Below are 13,868 nucleotides of genomic sequence, written 5' to 3' on the forward strand. Positions count from 1 at the left end.
CTAAAAGTTACTATATAATCTAGTTGTAAAACATTGCGATTGAAAATTGAAAAAGATAAATTACATATTAATCGGAATTATAATTTTAGAATTTTTTTCTTGTAAAATAACAAATTCAACAACTGAGAATAAAACTGAGAAGTTAACCAAAGAAAATATTGAGAGATTAACTGAATATATTTCTAAGGATTCTATTTTCACAAATAAATTAAAGAATTATTTCCCTGATTTAAAAAACTCTTCAGAATTGATATTTGAACCAATAGGAACGATTGAATTTTTACGTTTGAGTAATTATAGAATGGAAACTTTGGTAAACACCGAATTTTACCGTAAATACAGAGATTTAACTTATTCCGAGTTTGAGAAATTTCTAAATGAAAGAGATTCAATTAATGAGTTTTTACCTTACAGAGTATCTTTAGACGAAACTGATTCTGAACAAAATAATAATTTGAGTAAAAGGATTTTGTTGAGATTCTCTGAGAGAGCAGATAATTTGATAAATATCGAATATATCATAATCGATAAAAAAGTAGATGAAAGAATCGTTTACCATCCAAGAAAAGGACATTACTTGATTGAGTTTGACAATGAGAACAATATTATTCAAAGATTTTATATTCTAAGAACAGTCGGATGAAAAAACGTTTTACAACACCTCATAAAATTTATGCTTACATTTAAACTAAATAACAAACTGATTAACATCCAACAAACGATTTGCTACGTCCGAAAAATCTCTGATTTTCCAGTCGCACAAATCTTATAAAATACCGTTGTACGTAATTTGAAAAAACCTATGCATAAAACAGTTTTTAACTCTGACTTCAGTATCACGCAAGACGACTTGAAATTTGATTATCAAGAATCTTTAACTAAAAAACTTGATTCCAATTCAACTGATTTTGACCAAAACACACTGAATGAAATTGTATTATGGAAAGTCAATCGTTATGCAGAATTTGATACTGACTTAATTTCTCTGATTAACTCCGTTAAACGTGACGAAACGAAAATTGATACTGACAAAACCAAACTTATTTTAAGAAGATTATTAAATACCAATGGAGTTCAACTTGCAATGGCATCAACAATTTTGAGATATAGAAATCCGAGTATTTACCAAATTATTGACCAAAGGGTTTATCGAATAATTTACGAGAACCAAGAATTGAAACTCAACACGTATTTATCGGAAAAGAATCTGAATTATCAAATTGACCTTTATCTAAAATACTTGACTGAGTTGAGAAAAGTTTGCTCCGATTTAGACATTCCATTTGACAAATCCGATAGAATTTTATTTATGGCTGACAGAAGAGTAAATAAGGAAAAAAAATTAAAAAACTATTGATAAAAACTATGTACAACAAAGTATAAAAATAATGCGTAGTTTAGTTCTTAATCAAAGGTTAGTGAAATTTTGTTACGTCTGATTTTCCTTCGGAAAATCCTCGCACACAAAACCGCACTATTTTTATACATAAACTTCAGCTTTAATACTGATTAAAATTTAAAACAAAAATTATGAACTCTTTTTTATTTATCGGAGTTTTCCAACTAATTATAATATTAGTCGTTTTACTTCTAGGAATTTTACCAACAATAATTGCTCTTGTAGATATTTTAAAGAGTGAATTTAAAGGGAATAATAAAATTGTTTGGGTGCTAGTCGTTTTATTTACAAACTTTTTTGGTGCTATTTTATATTTTCTAATTGGTAGAGAACAAAAAATAACGGTTAAGAAATCATAAATCAGGTTTTGAGCTCCATTAGTACTCAGCTTTAGCAAACACTAACAAAGAACTCAGTTAAAAGCAACTTAAATATTAATTGTGAATATTCAACAAAACACATCTTTAAAAAATTATAATACGTTTGGCATTTCTGTAAATGCCAAACGTTTTATTTCTATTGATTCTGTATATCAATTACAACAACTTTTAAAAGTAGAAAAAGACCTTTTTTTAATTTCTGGTGGAAGCAATATGTTGCTGACAAAAGATATTGAAAAATTAGTGGTACACTTAGCTATTAAAGGTATTTCTATTGATTACGAAGATGAAAACGCTGTTTATATTACTGTAAATGCTGGAGAAAATTGGCACGATTTTGTATTGTGGTGTGTTTCTGAAAATTATGGCGGAATAGAAAACTTGTCTTTGATTCCGGGGAATGTGGGTACCTGCCCTATTCAGAATATTGGTGCTTATGGCGTAGAAGTAAAAGACACTATTACAAAAGTAGAAGTACTAGATATTGAAACGGGTAAATTGGTTCAGTTTTCTAATGAAGACTGTAGTTTTGGTTACAGAAATTCTATATTTAAGAATGAAGTAAAAGGAAAGTACATTATTACTTCGGTTAGTTTTAAGTTGACAAAAACCAACCATCATTTAAACTCTTCTTATGGCGCTATTAATACCGAATTAACGTCTAAAAACATTACAAAACCTACTTTAAAAGATATTTCTGATGCTGTAATTGCTATTCGAAAATCGAAGCTTCCAGATCCTAAAGAAATAGGTAACAGTGGTAGTTTCTTTAAAAACCCTGTAATTGCTGCCACTCAGTTTTTAGAATTACAAAAAGACTTTCCAACCATACCTAGTTATAAAATTTCTGATACTGAAGTGAAAGTTCCTGCAGGTTGGTTAATAGAACAAGCAGGCTTTAAAGGAAAACGTTTTGGAAATTATGGTGTTCATGAGAAACAAGCGTTGGTATTGGTAAATTATGGTAATGCAACTGGAAAAGAAATTTATCAGCTTGCTGAAAAAATAAAAGAAACCATCTTTAATAAATTTGGAATTCCTCTAGAAATTGAGGTAAATATTATCGCATAAAAAAACTCAACAAATTAATGATGAGCTTATAATTTAAAATATAATATTCCCTCGAATACTATATTTCTAACTTTAATGTTTTAATATCTACGATTAATTGCTTTACAGAGTTTTTACTTAAACCGTTGTAAATACCTCTAATGTGTTTATTTTTATCGATAAGAACAAAGTTTTCTGTGTGTAGAAAATCATCAATTCCTTTTGGTTTGCCTAAATCTTCCTCCACAAAATAAGACTTTCTTCCTAAATCGTAAATTTGTTTTTTATCACCAGTAACCAAATGCCAATTTTGGCCTATATTTTTATCTAAAGCATATTTTTTTAACTGAGCTATAGAATCTATAGAAGGTGTTACGGAATGTGAAAGTATTAAAACTTCATCATCATTTTTAAAAGCCTCCTGAACAAGAATCATATTATCGGTCATCATCGGACAAATACCAGGACACGTTGTAAAGAAAAAATCTGTAACATAAATTTTATTCTCAAATGTTTGTTGACTGATATTCTCCCCATCCTGATTTGTTAAACTAAAATCTGGAATGGTATGAAAAGTATTTAAAGCATCGCTTTTAGCATCGATCCATTTTGGTGTAAAAGATGCTTCATTATAATAAGGCAATACATCAACTTTACTTGCTATTTCTTTATGATCTGTTTTTTTACAACTTAACAAAAGACATAACCCTATTAGTAAAAAACTATAATTCTTTATTTTTTTTAATTTTTTCATCTTTTAATTGATAACATAAATTTGCACGCTTCATTCCAAAAGTTCTGCCATTTTTAGCTTCATAATTTACATAGATCTTGCCGTTTTGTAACCAAGCTCTTTGCAAACCATTTTCATTTCCTTTTAACAAATTTCTTTCTTTAGACATTACTCCATCAACATACCATTGTCGCTCTAGACCTTGCAACTTCCCTTTTTTGTAAGTTGCCTCATAAGCCAAAGTACCGTTTAGCCACCAAGCTTTATAACTGCCCTCCATAACATTTTGGTTGTAATGCGATGTTACTTTTAAAACTCCATTTTTAAACCAAACGTTATAAACTCCTTCTTTTTTACCATTATAAAAACCGGTCTTTTCCTTTAAGGAATCATTGGTATGATATTTAACTGCAACCCCATTAAAAAGCTTGTTTTTATAATACCAATTCCCTTCGTTACCGTTTAAGATTAAACTATCTTTATGAACCGTAACAGTACTATCAATAGTTCTAATTTTAATAGCAGTATTTTTCTTTTTATTATTGGTTGAAGAATTACAACCAATAATAAAAATTGAAAAAAGGAAAAAAAAGAATGCTGTTAATTTCATATTAGTAACCTTGGTAAGGGCCTGCAAAAGCAATATAAGAACCTGTTGTAGAGTACAATTCGTTTATTATATGATAATGATATTCTTCTATTCCATTTGAATGTTGAGTTATAGAAGTATGTCCGCCAGAAGTATCTAAATCCGTTGGGTAAGTATCTGTTGAATTACATTTTCTACCATATAAGAATACACCATCTAATAAAATACCTACTAGATTTTTATCATCGTTTGTAAATGCTTTTGGTTCTAAATGATAATGATATACTCCAGGTCCAATATGTGCTCCGGTCCAATCTAAACTTGCTGCTGCTTGATCTAAAGCTCCGTTTCCTTCTTGGTCATTAAATATAGAAGCACCACTTATAGCAACACCAATCGTATTTAATTGTGTACTGACCGTACTACCCGTTAAATTTGGAGTAGCATCTACCGTAATGGTAACTGCGTTATTATTACTAGACATTATAGATGGAGTTGTAGCTACATCAGATTCTTCCAAGTATAAATCGCTATCTTCTCCCCAATATACACTTTCGTGATTTGGTAAACCTGTTGTTTCTATAGTTACCGTTGTACCTCCATTAGATAAATAAATATCGGTTGCATCTGTATTAAACTCTGCATACGCTGCATGCAATTCTGTTATAACAACATCATCTATTTCAGTGTCTGTACTTAAATCCGATTCACTATCAGACGTACAAGAAACAAATGCAGAAAAAAGTAAAACAATAAGTGATGTGGTCTTAATAAATTGGTTTTTCATTTTTTTAATTATTGGTTTATATAATCTTTAGATGTGGTTTCTAAAAAAAACTTGCGGTTTTTATTTTTTATTTCTTTTTGGGTTCTTTTCCCAATTCATCTTTGGTTATAAAACCATCATTATTTTTATCAACTTTAGAAAAATCTTCCTTTAAAGGTCCTTTGGTTTCTGTTTTAGATAATTTTCCATCCTTATCTGTATCCATCATTTCTAATAGTTCCTCAAAGTTTTTACGTTCTCCTCCTTTTCTTTCTTCATTCCCATCTCTAGGCGGTCCTCTACGCTCATCTTCTTTTACCTCTCCCATTAAACATCTGCTTACATACGGAAATTCATTTGTAACCAAGTACATATATTTTCCATCAATTGTAATTCCGTTACATTCATCTAAATCTCCTGAATTTGCTACATATTCAAAATCGGAACCATAGGTTCCATCATGATCATCATTTACAGCAATATTTATAGTTTCTTTCGGGTTTTCATAAACACAATCTTCTCCCTCACGCGTTCCGTCTAATAATTTGTAACTCGGTTTGTAAGCATTACTTTTAGAGTAATAAATAGGAAAACCATCGTGCGCAAAACCAACGTGTACTAAATCTTTTCCGGTATCAAATTCTTCAATTACAGACGTTGGCGTTCCATGATAATGATACTCGCCGGTAGGTTGCACATGTGCATGATTAAAATCGAGTCCTAAATCTATAACATCTTGAAAAGCTTCTACCCTATAATTTTCTCCCGTTTCACAAACAACAACTTCTGCTGTTCCGGGTTCAAACTTTACACCATTTAAAGCAACTCCTGGTTCTCTAACCCAAGTTGCCTTCCCTGTATACTTTGGATTTACAGGAAACGTGTAATTTTTATTTTGTTCAGAAATTGTATTCGGATTTCCTTTTCTTGGAAAAGCACCGGTTTTATGGTCTGGCAATGCATTTGTAACCATTTTTCGTTCATTACCTGTTACAGTAACAATTGTTTTTGTTCCAAAGATTTTACTTATTAAACTATAGGAATCAAAATAATTTACAGCAGTATGTGTATGGCTTTCTGTTTCTCCATGATGTGTATGCTTTGTTGCCTGACTTTTACAACCTATTAATAAAATACTTGCTAATATTGGTATGAAATACTTTTTCATTTTTTTAAATTGTTTTATAAAAGTTTAGATGTCTTTTTATAGATAAACTTGTGTTCTTTAACTTATTTTAACAAAAAAAGCCTCATAATTTCTTATGAAGCTTTTAACAATTAACCAAACTCAAATACTATTTTCTTTAATCTAAATAAGCTGCTACCGCTGTTTTTCTAGAGGTCGCATGTGATTTTAATTGACTAACTGCCGATTGAAAATCTGAACTATTATTTAAAAATGAATATCCTGCAACTTCTGATGTTGCATATTCTTCTACCAAAGCAGCATAACTTGTATATAAAGCCTGAATTGTAGTTTCATTAAATGCACCATTTATAACCTCTTCTACATACGCATCATACTTTTCTTTATAAACTTCATCTTGATACATATACCCAATTAAAGGCCATTGAGATGAACTTAAGCCAGAGAAATTTAAAGGTAAAGAACCTCCCATTTTACCAGTTTGTAAAGCTTCATTATTATCCCAAGGAATCCATGTTAATTTGCTCGTAGCAGGGTCATTGTATAAGAAATAGTTATGTGTCATTCTACCATAAGTATCCCAATTTTGAACCACCGTATTTACTGCTAAATATTTTAAAAAGACCTCAGTATCAAAAACAGCATCTAAAGTGGTTCTCCAAGCTTCAGGATCTGAAGTTCTAGTACCATCGTTTATAATTGTTAAAAGGTTTTGTACATCAGAAAAATCTGCCTCATCTTCATTATTCTTTTTCACATATTCATCTTCATCAAAAGTTCCGCTTGCAAAACTTGCTGCATCTCCATCTGGTTTGTATAAATTTCCGTCATCATCAGAAAATTGTGTATCTAAAACACTTCCATCTACTTCTTCAACTAAAGTATACAACCCAAAATACTGTGGTCCATCTCCATGATCTACATATAAGGTGTAAAATGCGGTATGAGAAGCTACTAAACCAGCATTTCTAAACACATCTGTGGCTACCTTTTCTCTTAACATAGAGCTATCATCATAATTATTTTTAAGACTCAATTTTTTAATTCCATAAAAACGTTGATTCTTTATTTGAGGATAATCATCTTCAAACTCATCAAAATCTAATTTAAACGATAGCTTTAAAATACCTGCTTGCCAACTAGACTGCAAACTAGAATTTCCTTTAAAACGCAAACCAACTCTGTACCATTCATTACCTTCATAAAAAACTTCTCCAGGAACAAAAATAGGATCTTCGTCTGAAAAACCACTTGCACCACTTTGCCCAAATGTGCCGTAAAGGTTTTCCATATCATCTAACATGGTTTGCCAACGCTCTTCTGTAATTACAAAGTCTAACCTTTTTACTGTGTTATCTTCAAAAACTTCGCTAATATTTGGGTCTACATCTTTACTATGTGTAGCTTCGGTCCAATCTATTGCTTCAAAATCTGTATCATCTATTACCACAGCAACTTCTTCGTTATCATCTGTGTCATCTACTACAACATCAGAAACATCATCACTTGTACACGAAAAAATAAAAAGTGTAATCACTAATGAGAATAATTGAATTTTATAATTTTTCATAATTAATTGTTTGATTGATTTTTTTGATTCTATTTTGTTACCCTTAATTTCTAGCTCTTTCTCTTCTTTCTGGTTTTGGGGCATCTTTCAGTTCTTTTTCTGAAATGAAACCATCTTCATCTGTATCAATTTTTTTAAAATCTTTAACCAAAGGCCCTTTTACTTCTTTTTGAGAAATTTTACCATCTTCATTAGCATCAAATTCTTTTAAAAGTTGTTTAAATGTTGGAGGCCCTTTTGGTTTTTCATCAGAATTACCTTGTTGTGCAAAAGTTGATACTGATACTCCTAAAGAAACTATTATTACTGCTAAAAATTTATTTGTTGATTTTTTCATTTTTAATCTATTTATTAAGTTTATATACCTTTAGATGCGAGTGCTTTTAAAAACTTGTGCACGTTAACTTTACTTTAACATATCTAATTAAAAAATAGTAACACCTAAAAATTAAAGCATTAATTTTATTTTAAAAACACTTTAAAAATTAACTTCATCATTCTCAAAAAAAAATCCAAAGCAGTTAAGCTTTGGATTTTTTTTATAACTAAATTATTTATAAATATATTATCTTGGTGGCGGTGGCATTCTTTCATTTCCCGGAGGAGGCATGTTACCATCATTTGGAGGCATTCTATCTCCACCTCTTATGGCTTCTTTAATTATTTTATCAAACTTTTGCGCTTGATCTGCTGTACAAATTTCTCTTACCTGTTTAAAAAAAGAAAAAACCTCTGCATCCTTTTTTGCTTGTAAAAGTCCAATTTTTGTAGTTAAAGAATCAATCTTAAAATCTTTTTTATTAAAGCTATCAAATAAAATATCTTTTTGATCTTTAAGCTGATCTTCTAGACCTCTCATTACCTGTCTATGCGCTACATCTAATGTTTTAAATGATGCTTTTTGAGTTTCTGTAAAACTTAATTGTTCGGTTAAAAAATTTCTTGTCGGATTAATTCTTTGATTTTCATGTGGCTTTTTTACCAACATAAAAATTAATACTCCATTTAATAGTAGTAACAAGATTAGAAGAATAGGAAGTAATTTTGATTTCATAACTTTTAATTTAAAATAGAACTGCTATCTGATTGTAAAGAGTATTCTTGTGCAAACGTTTTAATATCTGAAGCTGAACTTGTACTTTGAGATGAACTGTTAAAAGCATAAAAAATAGTTCCTATATTTAATAACAAAACAATACCTAAGGTTGCCAATTGTAACTGCGGTGTAAACCAAGAAAAAACAGGTTTCTTTTCTACCTTTTCAGCTTGTATTTTTTGTAAAACTTTATGCTTAAAAAAGTGATTTACTTCTACTTTATCAATAGTATCTAATACCTTAAAGGTCTCTTCTACTTTTTTATGTATATCTTTTTTATTCATTTTATTTCAATTATAAAATAACATTATACTTTTTTAGATGCAAATTATTTTAAAAACTTGCGCTTAATTATTGTTTTTATAAAAATTTATTAATTTTTCTTGCAAACTCTTCTTAGCTCTAAACATTAAAGACTCTACCGAGGATAAACTTTTACCCGTAATTTCTACTATTTCTTGATAACTTTTATCATCAATCTTTGCCAACGTAAACACAATTCTCTGTGCTTCTGGCAAAGTATTTATAGCCTTAAAAATAGTTGCAGATTTTTCTTTATTCTCTAATAAAATACCTGGGTGATTTACTTCTGTAAAATAATTTGTTTTATCTAACGGAATTTCATTTCCTAAAATAGTTTGCATAAACGCAAATCTCTTTTTAGTATTCTTTTTTCTGATAAATTCTAGACACTTATTGGTCGCTATTTTATAAATCCAAGTAGAAAGTTTAGAATCTCCTTTAAATTTAGAAATAGATCTAAAAATTTCTAAAAAAACTTCTTGTGCAATATCTTCTGCATCTTCTTTATTAGGCACAAAAGAAATGCAGGTACCAAAAACTTTCTGTTGATAGTCATCTAAAAGTTGACTAAAAGCAGTCTGTTTTCCTGATTTTAATTGTGCTATTAAGTTCTCTTCGGTCAAGATTATTGTTTTCAAAAAAGTAAACATACAAAAAAAGACTGTCTAGATAAACAGTCTTTTCTTTATTCTTAAATATAAAATATATTATTTAGTCATTGTAACAACTCTTTGTGGTAAAGGAGCTTCATAACCGGCGTTTCCTAAAGCTTCTACAATTCTCTGTCTAGTATCCCAAAAAACATCCCAATAATTTTCACAATTAGCATAAGGTAAAGCTAATAACTCAACACTATTTTGTCCTAAATTATTTACGGCAACTCTTGGAGCACTTGCACCTTCTTGTAAAACATAATTATCTTTTAAAAGAACATCCAATACAATTTGTTTTGCCTTCTCAATATCCGATCCATATCTAATTGCAAAAGGCATGTCGATACGTAGATTTCCTATTTTAGTTAAATTGGTAATCTTATTAGAAGTAATGGTAGAATTTGGTATAATTTCAGTTTCATTCTGAAACGTTTCTATAACGGTAACAAAGACAGATATTTCTTTTACAAAACCAAAAGCTCCGTTTGTTTTAATTAAATCTCCTACTTTAAAAGGCTTAAAAATAAGTAACATAATACCTGAAGCTATATGCCCTAAAGAACCATTAAAAGCAGCACCAATTGCCAAACCTACACCTGCCATTAATGCTGCAAAAGAGGCCATTGGCAAACCAACAATACCTGCAATAGAAATAATTAATAGTAATTTTAAAATAAAACCAATACTGGTTAATAGAAAAGGTTGTAAAGTTTCATCTAATTTTGTTTTTTCAAACCCTTTAGAAACTCCTTTCATAATCATCCTAATAATCCAAAGACCAATTATTAATGCTGCAAAAGCACCAATTAATTGAAGTCCCCAGTTTCCTAAACCCGCAGAAATTGTGTTGTAAAAGTTTTGTAAAGATTGTGTAATTGTATCCATAATTTTATGTTAAAGTTGTTAATTATATTCAAAGTTTTGACACCTAATTTCTTAAAAAGTCACTATATAAATATTCTATATTGTTTTTTAAGACAGCTTAAGAATTCGTATCTTTGTATCTCAAATTTTTATTATGAAATTATTATTTCTTACTTTAGGTTTATTAGCACTTGCAGTGGCAGGAATCGCTATAAAAATATGGGCAAAAAAAGATGGTAAATTTGCAGGTACTTGTGCAAGCCAAAACCCAATGTTAAACAAATCAGGAGAGTCTTGTGGTTTTTGTGGAAAAACTCCAGACCAATTTGATACTTGCGAAGACACCGAACATAACTAACTCTCTTTTTTAAATGATATTATCTGTACTCTTCTACTCTTTTGTAGTATTTACAGCAATACAAATTATTTATTATCTCATTTTTTCTTCTTTTTTATTCAAAAAAAAAACAGATAGAAAAAATGCCTTAGATATTCCTATAACTGTAATTGTATGTGCCAAAAATGAAGCTAAAAACTTACAAGATTTTTTACCATCTATATTAAATCAAGATTATTCAAATTTTGATATTGTTTTAATAAACGATGCTTCTTCAGACGAAACATTAGAGGTTATGGAGTCTTTTGAAAAAGAACATTCTAATATTAAGTTAATTAATGTTGAGAATATAGAGGCTTTTTGGGGAAATAAAAAATACGCGTTAACACTAGGAATAAAAGGTGCAAAAAATGATCATCTCCTGTTTACAGATGCAGATTGTAAACCTGTATCTAAACATTGGATTTCTGAAATGTCTAAAAATTTCCAAGAAGAAAAAACCATTGTTTTAGGATACGGTAAGTATAAAAAAGAAAAATCATTAGTAAATTTATTTGTTCGTTTCGAAACCTTGTTAACTGCAATACAATATTTTAGTTATGCAAAATTAGGATCTCCGTATATGGGAGTTGGTCGTAATTTAGCATATCATAGATCTGAGTTTTTTAATGTGAAAGGTTTTATAAATCATATCCATATAAAATCTGGTGATGATGATTTGTTTATTCAAGATGCAGCTAACAAAGAAAATACGACCTTTACCATCTCTAAAAAAAGTTTTACAGAATCTATTGCTCCCAAAAGCTTTAAAGAATGGTTTCAACAAAAAAGGAGACATATATCTACAGCAAAATACTATAAACCAAAACATAAATTCTTTTTAGGCTTGTTCTTTGTTTCTAAAGTATTGTTTTATCTTTTGGCTATTCTTTTATTTTTCCTTTATCCTTGGGAACCTGTTTTAGCAATATTTTTAACGTATTATTTAGTACAATTCATTGTTATCGGTTTTTCTGCTAAAAAATTAAAAGAACCAACCATCACTTATGTATTGCCTTTTTTAGAAATAGGCCTACTAATATTTCACTTTTCAATATTTATCACTAATTTGTCGTCAAAACCAAATCATTGGAAATAGACAATACTAAACTTACAATCAATATTACAAAGGCTAAAAGTGGAAATCAATCTGCATTTAGATTCTTATTGGATACCTATTGGTCTGCCGTTTATAATTATCAATTAAAGAGAACACAAAGCGAAAACGAAGCAGAAGATATTACTATACAAACGTTTTCTAAAGCTTTTGACAAAATTAATACTTTTGATGAACAGTATGTTTTTAAAACTTGGCTAATCACCATTTCTAAGAATGTTCATATCGATTTACTACGAAAGAAAAATATTTCTATCGCTACTAATACTTCTAAAGAACAAGAAGAAAAAGCGTATTTAGTAGTCGATGAAAACCCTACTCCTGAAGATAAAATTATTACAGAACAAAACTTAGCAAAGTTATTAAGGGACATCAAAAAATTAAAACCGAAATACCAAGAAGTGATTCAATTACGTTATTTTCAGGAATTATCATATAAAGAAATTTCCGAGCAAATTAACGAACCTATGAATAACGTAAAGGTAAAGTTGTTGAGAGCTAAAAAATTGTTAGCAGAGATTATTAAGAAATCTTAAACTATATACCAATGTTTTTGTAATTAATTCTTTATTTTCTAAAAAACCTTGTAATGACAACAAAACAGAAAAAGAACTCCATCTCTAAAAAAGACAAGAATAACATAAGAATAAGTACTTTAATTGCTGTAGTTTCTTTTATTATTTTTAAAGCTATAATTTCTGATTGGGAACATTTTAAGGCGGGTTTAACCGGGCACTTTTAGAAGAAAATTCAACATCTCATTATTTCTTATAAAACAAGTTTAATACTTAAAATGATAACTCTACTTTTTTATTTTTTCCTTTGTATCTTTGTTTTTCAAATTCAATAAAAAATGGCAATAGAATCTGTAATACTTCCAGAAAAAGCTAAAAAACCAAAATGGTTACGTGTAAAATTACCTGTTGGTAAAAAATACACGGAACTAAGAACTTTGGTAGATAAATATAAACTGAATACCATTTGTACTAGTGGAAGCTGCCCAAACATGGGAGAATGTTGGGGAGAAGGTACTGCTACATTTATGATTTTAGGAAACACATGTACTCGTTCTTGTGGTTTTTGTGGTGTAAAAACCGGAAGACCAGATACTGTAGAATGGGATGAACCAGAAAAAGTGGCACGTTCTATAAAATTAATGAGCATAAAACACGCTGTAATTACTTCTGTAGATAGAGACGATTTAAAAGATGGTGGTTCTATTATTTGGGCAGAAACTGTGGATGCAATCCGTAGAGCAAACCCAAAAACAACTTTAGAAACTTTAATTCCAGATTTTCAAGGAAATACAAAGCAGCTAGATAGAGTTATAGAAGTACATCCAGAAGTAGTTTCTCATAATATGGAAACCGTTAGAAGGTTGACTCGTGAAGTTAGAATACAAGCAAAATACGATAGAAGCTTAGGTGTTTTAAAATACTTAAAAGAAAACGGAATGCGAACTAAAACTGGTTTAATGCTAGGTTTAGGAGAAATGGAAGAAGAAGTTATACAAACCATGAAAGATTTACGTGCAGTAAATTGTGATATTATTACGATTGGTCAGTATTTACAACCTACCAAAAAGCATTTACCGGTTAAAGAATTTATCACTCCAGATCAGTTTAAAAAATACGAAACATTAGGTTTAGAAATGGGCTTTATGTATGTAGAAAGTGGTGCTTTAGTGCGTTCTTCTTACAAGGCACATAAACACGCTGTATAAATATTTTTAAGTTTATAATGTATTAGCATAAACACTTATATCTTTACATCAAAAATGAATAAAATTTAACGATTCTCAATTGAGAGTCGTTTTTTTATTAAA

Annotated in this window: 19 protein-coding genes; 9 read left to right on the forward strand and 10 right to left on the reverse strand. The window is 29.6% G+C overall.

Features of this window, described 5'->3' with window-relative positions; all coding sequences use genetic code 11:
• Nucleotides 1-46: 46 nt before the first annotated feature.
• From H0I27_RS10645 to murB, 4 genes are all read left to right on the forward strand, one after another.
• Nucleotides 47-643, forward strand: a complete 597-nt coding sequence (locus H0I27_RS10645) for a hypothetical protein (protein ID WP_218730691.1) — start codon at nt 47-49, stop codon at nt 641-643.
• Nucleotides 644-802: 159 nt separating this feature from the next.
• Nucleotides 803-1,357: a hypothetical protein gene (locus H0I27_RS10650; protein ID WP_218730692.1), complete on the forward strand. Its 555-nt coding sequence runs from the start codon at nt 803-805 to the stop codon at nt 1,355-1,357.
• 173 nt (nt 1,358-1,530) lie between these two features.
• Nucleotides 1,531-1,758, forward strand: coding sequence for a PLD nuclease N-terminal domain-containing protein (locus H0I27_RS10655; RefSeq protein ID WP_218730693.1), 228 nt, complete (start codon nt 1,531-1,533; stop codon nt 1,756-1,758).
• 81 nt (nt 1,759-1,839) lie between these two features.
• On the forward strand, nt 1,840-2,850 hold the full coding sequence (gene murB / locus H0I27_RS10660; RefSeq protein WP_218730694.1) for a UDP-N-acetylmuramate dehydrogenase: 1,011 nt from the start codon (nt 1,840-1,842) through the stop codon (nt 2,848-2,850).
• A 58-nt stretch (nt 2,851-2,908) separates the two neighbouring features.
• On the opposite strand, the gene H0I27_RS10665 is transcribed toward murB, so the two are convergent.
• From H0I27_RS10665 to H0I27_RS10710, 10 genes are all read right to left on the reverse strand, one after another.
• Nucleotides 2,909-3,583: an SCO family protein gene (locus tag H0I27_RS10665; RefSeq protein WP_218730695.1), complete on the reverse strand. Its 675-nt coding sequence runs from the start codon at nt 3,581-3,583 to the stop codon at nt 2,909-2,911.
• Complete coding sequence (locus H0I27_RS10670; protein ID WP_218730696.1) at nt 3,552-4,172, reverse strand: toxin-antitoxin system YwqK family antitoxin; 621 nt, start codon at nt 4,170-4,172, stop codon at nt 3,552-3,554. The genes H0I27_RS10665 and H0I27_RS10670 overlap by 32 nt, the downstream gene beginning before the upstream one ends.
• A gap of 1 nt (nt 4,173) precedes the next feature.
• The gene (locus H0I27_RS10675) at nt 4,174-4,938 is read right to left on the reverse strand and encodes a YHYH protein (protein WP_218730697.1); all 765 of its coding nucleotides are present in this window, start codon (nt 4,936-4,938) and stop codon (nt 4,174-4,176) included.
• Between the two features lie 67 nt (nt 4,939-5,005).
• Nucleotides 5,006-6,085, reverse strand: coding sequence for a YHYH protein (locus H0I27_RS10680; RefSeq protein WP_218730698.1), 1,080 nt, complete (start codon nt 6,083-6,085; stop codon nt 5,006-5,008).
• 136 nt (nt 6,086-6,221) lie between these two features.
• Nucleotides 6,222-7,634: a CotH kinase family protein gene (locus H0I27_RS10685; RefSeq protein WP_218730699.1), complete on the reverse strand. Its 1,413-nt coding sequence runs from the start codon at nt 7,632-7,634 to the stop codon at nt 6,222-6,224.
• A gap of 43 nt (nt 7,635-7,677) precedes the next feature.
• A complete protein-coding gene (locus H0I27_RS10690; RefSeq protein WP_218730700.1) occupies nt 7,678-7,971 on the reverse strand; it encodes an EF-hand domain-containing protein in 294 nt (97 codons plus the stop codon).
• A gap of 228 nt (nt 7,972-8,199) precedes the next feature.
• Nucleotides 8,200-8,688, reverse strand: coding sequence for a Spy/CpxP family protein refolding chaperone (locus H0I27_RS10695; RefSeq protein WP_218730701.1), 489 nt, complete (start codon nt 8,686-8,688; stop codon nt 8,200-8,202).
• 5 nt (nt 8,689-8,693) lie between these two features.
• Nucleotides 8,694-9,014: a hypothetical protein gene (locus tag H0I27_RS10700; RefSeq protein WP_218730702.1), complete on the reverse strand. Its 321-nt coding sequence runs from the start codon at nt 9,012-9,014 to the stop codon at nt 8,694-8,696.
• Between the two features lie 63 nt (nt 9,015-9,077).
• Nucleotides 9,078-9,671, reverse strand: coding sequence for an RNA polymerase sigma factor (locus tag H0I27_RS10705; RefSeq protein ID WP_254713078.1), 594 nt, complete (start codon nt 9,669-9,671; stop codon nt 9,078-9,080).
• A 69-nt stretch (nt 9,672-9,740) separates the two neighbouring features.
• Complete coding sequence (locus H0I27_RS10710) at nt 9,741-10,571, reverse strand: mechanosensitive ion channel family protein (protein WP_218730703.1); 831 nt, start codon at nt 10,569-10,571, stop codon at nt 9,741-9,743.
• Nucleotides 10,572-10,704: 133 nt separating this feature from the next.
• Here H0I27_RS10710 and H0I27_RS10715 point away from each other — a divergent pair, with 133 nt between their 5' ends.
• From H0I27_RS10715 to lipA, 5 genes are all read left to right on the forward strand, one after another.
• Nucleotides 10,705-10,908: a membrane or secreted protein gene (locus H0I27_RS10715; protein WP_165733369.1), complete on the forward strand. Its 204-nt coding sequence runs from the start codon at nt 10,705-10,707 to the stop codon at nt 10,906-10,908.
• A 13-nt stretch (nt 10,909-10,921) separates the two neighbouring features.
• Nucleotides 10,922-12,025 (forward strand): glycosyltransferase, encoded by a 1,104-nt coding sequence (locus H0I27_RS10720; RefSeq protein ID WP_218730704.1) that lies wholly within the window; start codon nt 10,922-10,924, stop codon nt 12,023-12,025.
• Nucleotides 12,016-12,579, forward strand: coding sequence for an RNA polymerase sigma factor (locus H0I27_RS10725; RefSeq protein WP_218730705.1), 564 nt, complete (start codon nt 12,016-12,018; stop codon nt 12,577-12,579). Before H0I27_RS10720 ends, H0I27_RS10725 begins: the two co-directional genes overlap by 10 nt.
• A gap of 53 nt (nt 12,580-12,632) precedes the next feature.
• Nucleotides 12,633-12,785 carry a hypothetical protein gene (locus H0I27_RS10730; protein WP_218730706.1) on the forward strand — a complete coding sequence of 51 codons (153 nt, stop codon included), beginning with the start codon at nt 12,633-12,635 and terminating at the stop codon, nt 12,783-12,785.
• Between the two features lie 111 nt (nt 12,786-12,896).
• A complete protein-coding gene (gene lipA, locus H0I27_RS10735) occupies nt 12,897-13,766 on the forward strand; it encodes a lipoyl synthase (RefSeq protein ID WP_218730707.1) in 870 nt (289 codons plus the stop codon).
• Nucleotides 13,767-13,868 lie beyond the last annotated feature (102 nt).

Source organism: Polaribacter sp. HaHaR_3_91 (assembly GCF_019278525.1).
In the GTDB taxonomy this organism is placed as follows: domain Bacteria; phylum Bacteroidota; class Bacteroidia; order Flavobacteriales; family Flavobacteriaceae; genus Polaribacter.

Coding starts and splice junctions, on each gene's coding strand:
- H0I27_RS10650 (WP_218730692.1), top strand. CDS start 803: ATGCATAAAACAGTTTTTAACTCTGACTTCAGTATCACGCAAGACGAC.
- H0I27_RS10655 (WP_218730693.1), top strand. CDS start 1,531: ATGAACTCTTTTTTATTTATCGGAGTTTTCCAACTAATTATAATATTA.
- H0I27_RS10665 (WP_218730695.1), bottom strand. CDS start 3,583: ATGAAAAAATTAAAAAAAATAAAGAATTATAGTTTTTTACTAATAGGG.
- H0I27_RS10670 (WP_218730696.1), bottom strand. CDS start 4,172: ATGAAATTAACAGCATTCTTTTTTTTCCTTTTTTCAATTTTTATTATT.
- H0I27_RS10675 (WP_218730697.1), bottom strand. CDS start 4,938: ATGAAAAACCAATTTATTAAGACCACATCACTTATTGTTTTACTTTTT.
- H0I27_RS10680 (WP_218730698.1), bottom strand. CDS start 6,085: ATGAAAAAGTATTTCATACCAATATTAGCAAGTATTTTATTAATAGGT.
- H0I27_RS10685 (WP_218730699.1), bottom strand. CDS start 7,634: ATGAAAAATTATAAAATTCAATTATTCTCATTAGTGATTACACTTTTT.
- H0I27_RS10690 (WP_218730700.1), bottom strand. CDS start 7,971: ATGAAAAAATCAACAAATAAATTTTTAGCAGTAATAATAGTTTCTTTA.
- H0I27_RS10695 (WP_218730701.1), bottom strand. CDS start 8,688: ATGAAATCAAAATTACTTCCTATTCTTCTAATCTTGTTACTACTATTA.
- H0I27_RS10700 (WP_218730702.1), bottom strand. CDS start 9,014: ATGAATAAAAAAGATATACATAAAAAAGTAGAAGAGACCTTTAAGGTA.
- H0I27_RS10710 (WP_218730703.1), bottom strand. CDS start 10,571: ATGGATACAATTACACAATCTTTACAAAACTTTTACAACACAATTTCT.
- H0I27_RS10715 (WP_165733369.1), top strand. CDS start 10,705: ATGAAATTATTATTTCTTACTTTAGGTTTATTAGCACTTGCAGTGGCA.
- H0I27_RS10720 (WP_218730704.1), top strand. CDS start 10,922: ATGATATTATCTGTACTCTTCTACTCTTTTGTAGTATTTACAGCAATA.
- H0I27_RS10730 (WP_218730706.1), top strand. CDS start 12,633: ATGACAACAAAACAGAAAAAGAACTCCATCTCTAAAAAAGACAAGAAT.
- lipA (WP_218730707.1), top strand. CDS start 12,897: ATGGCAATAGAATCTGTAATACTTCCAGAAAAAGCTAAAAAACCAAAA.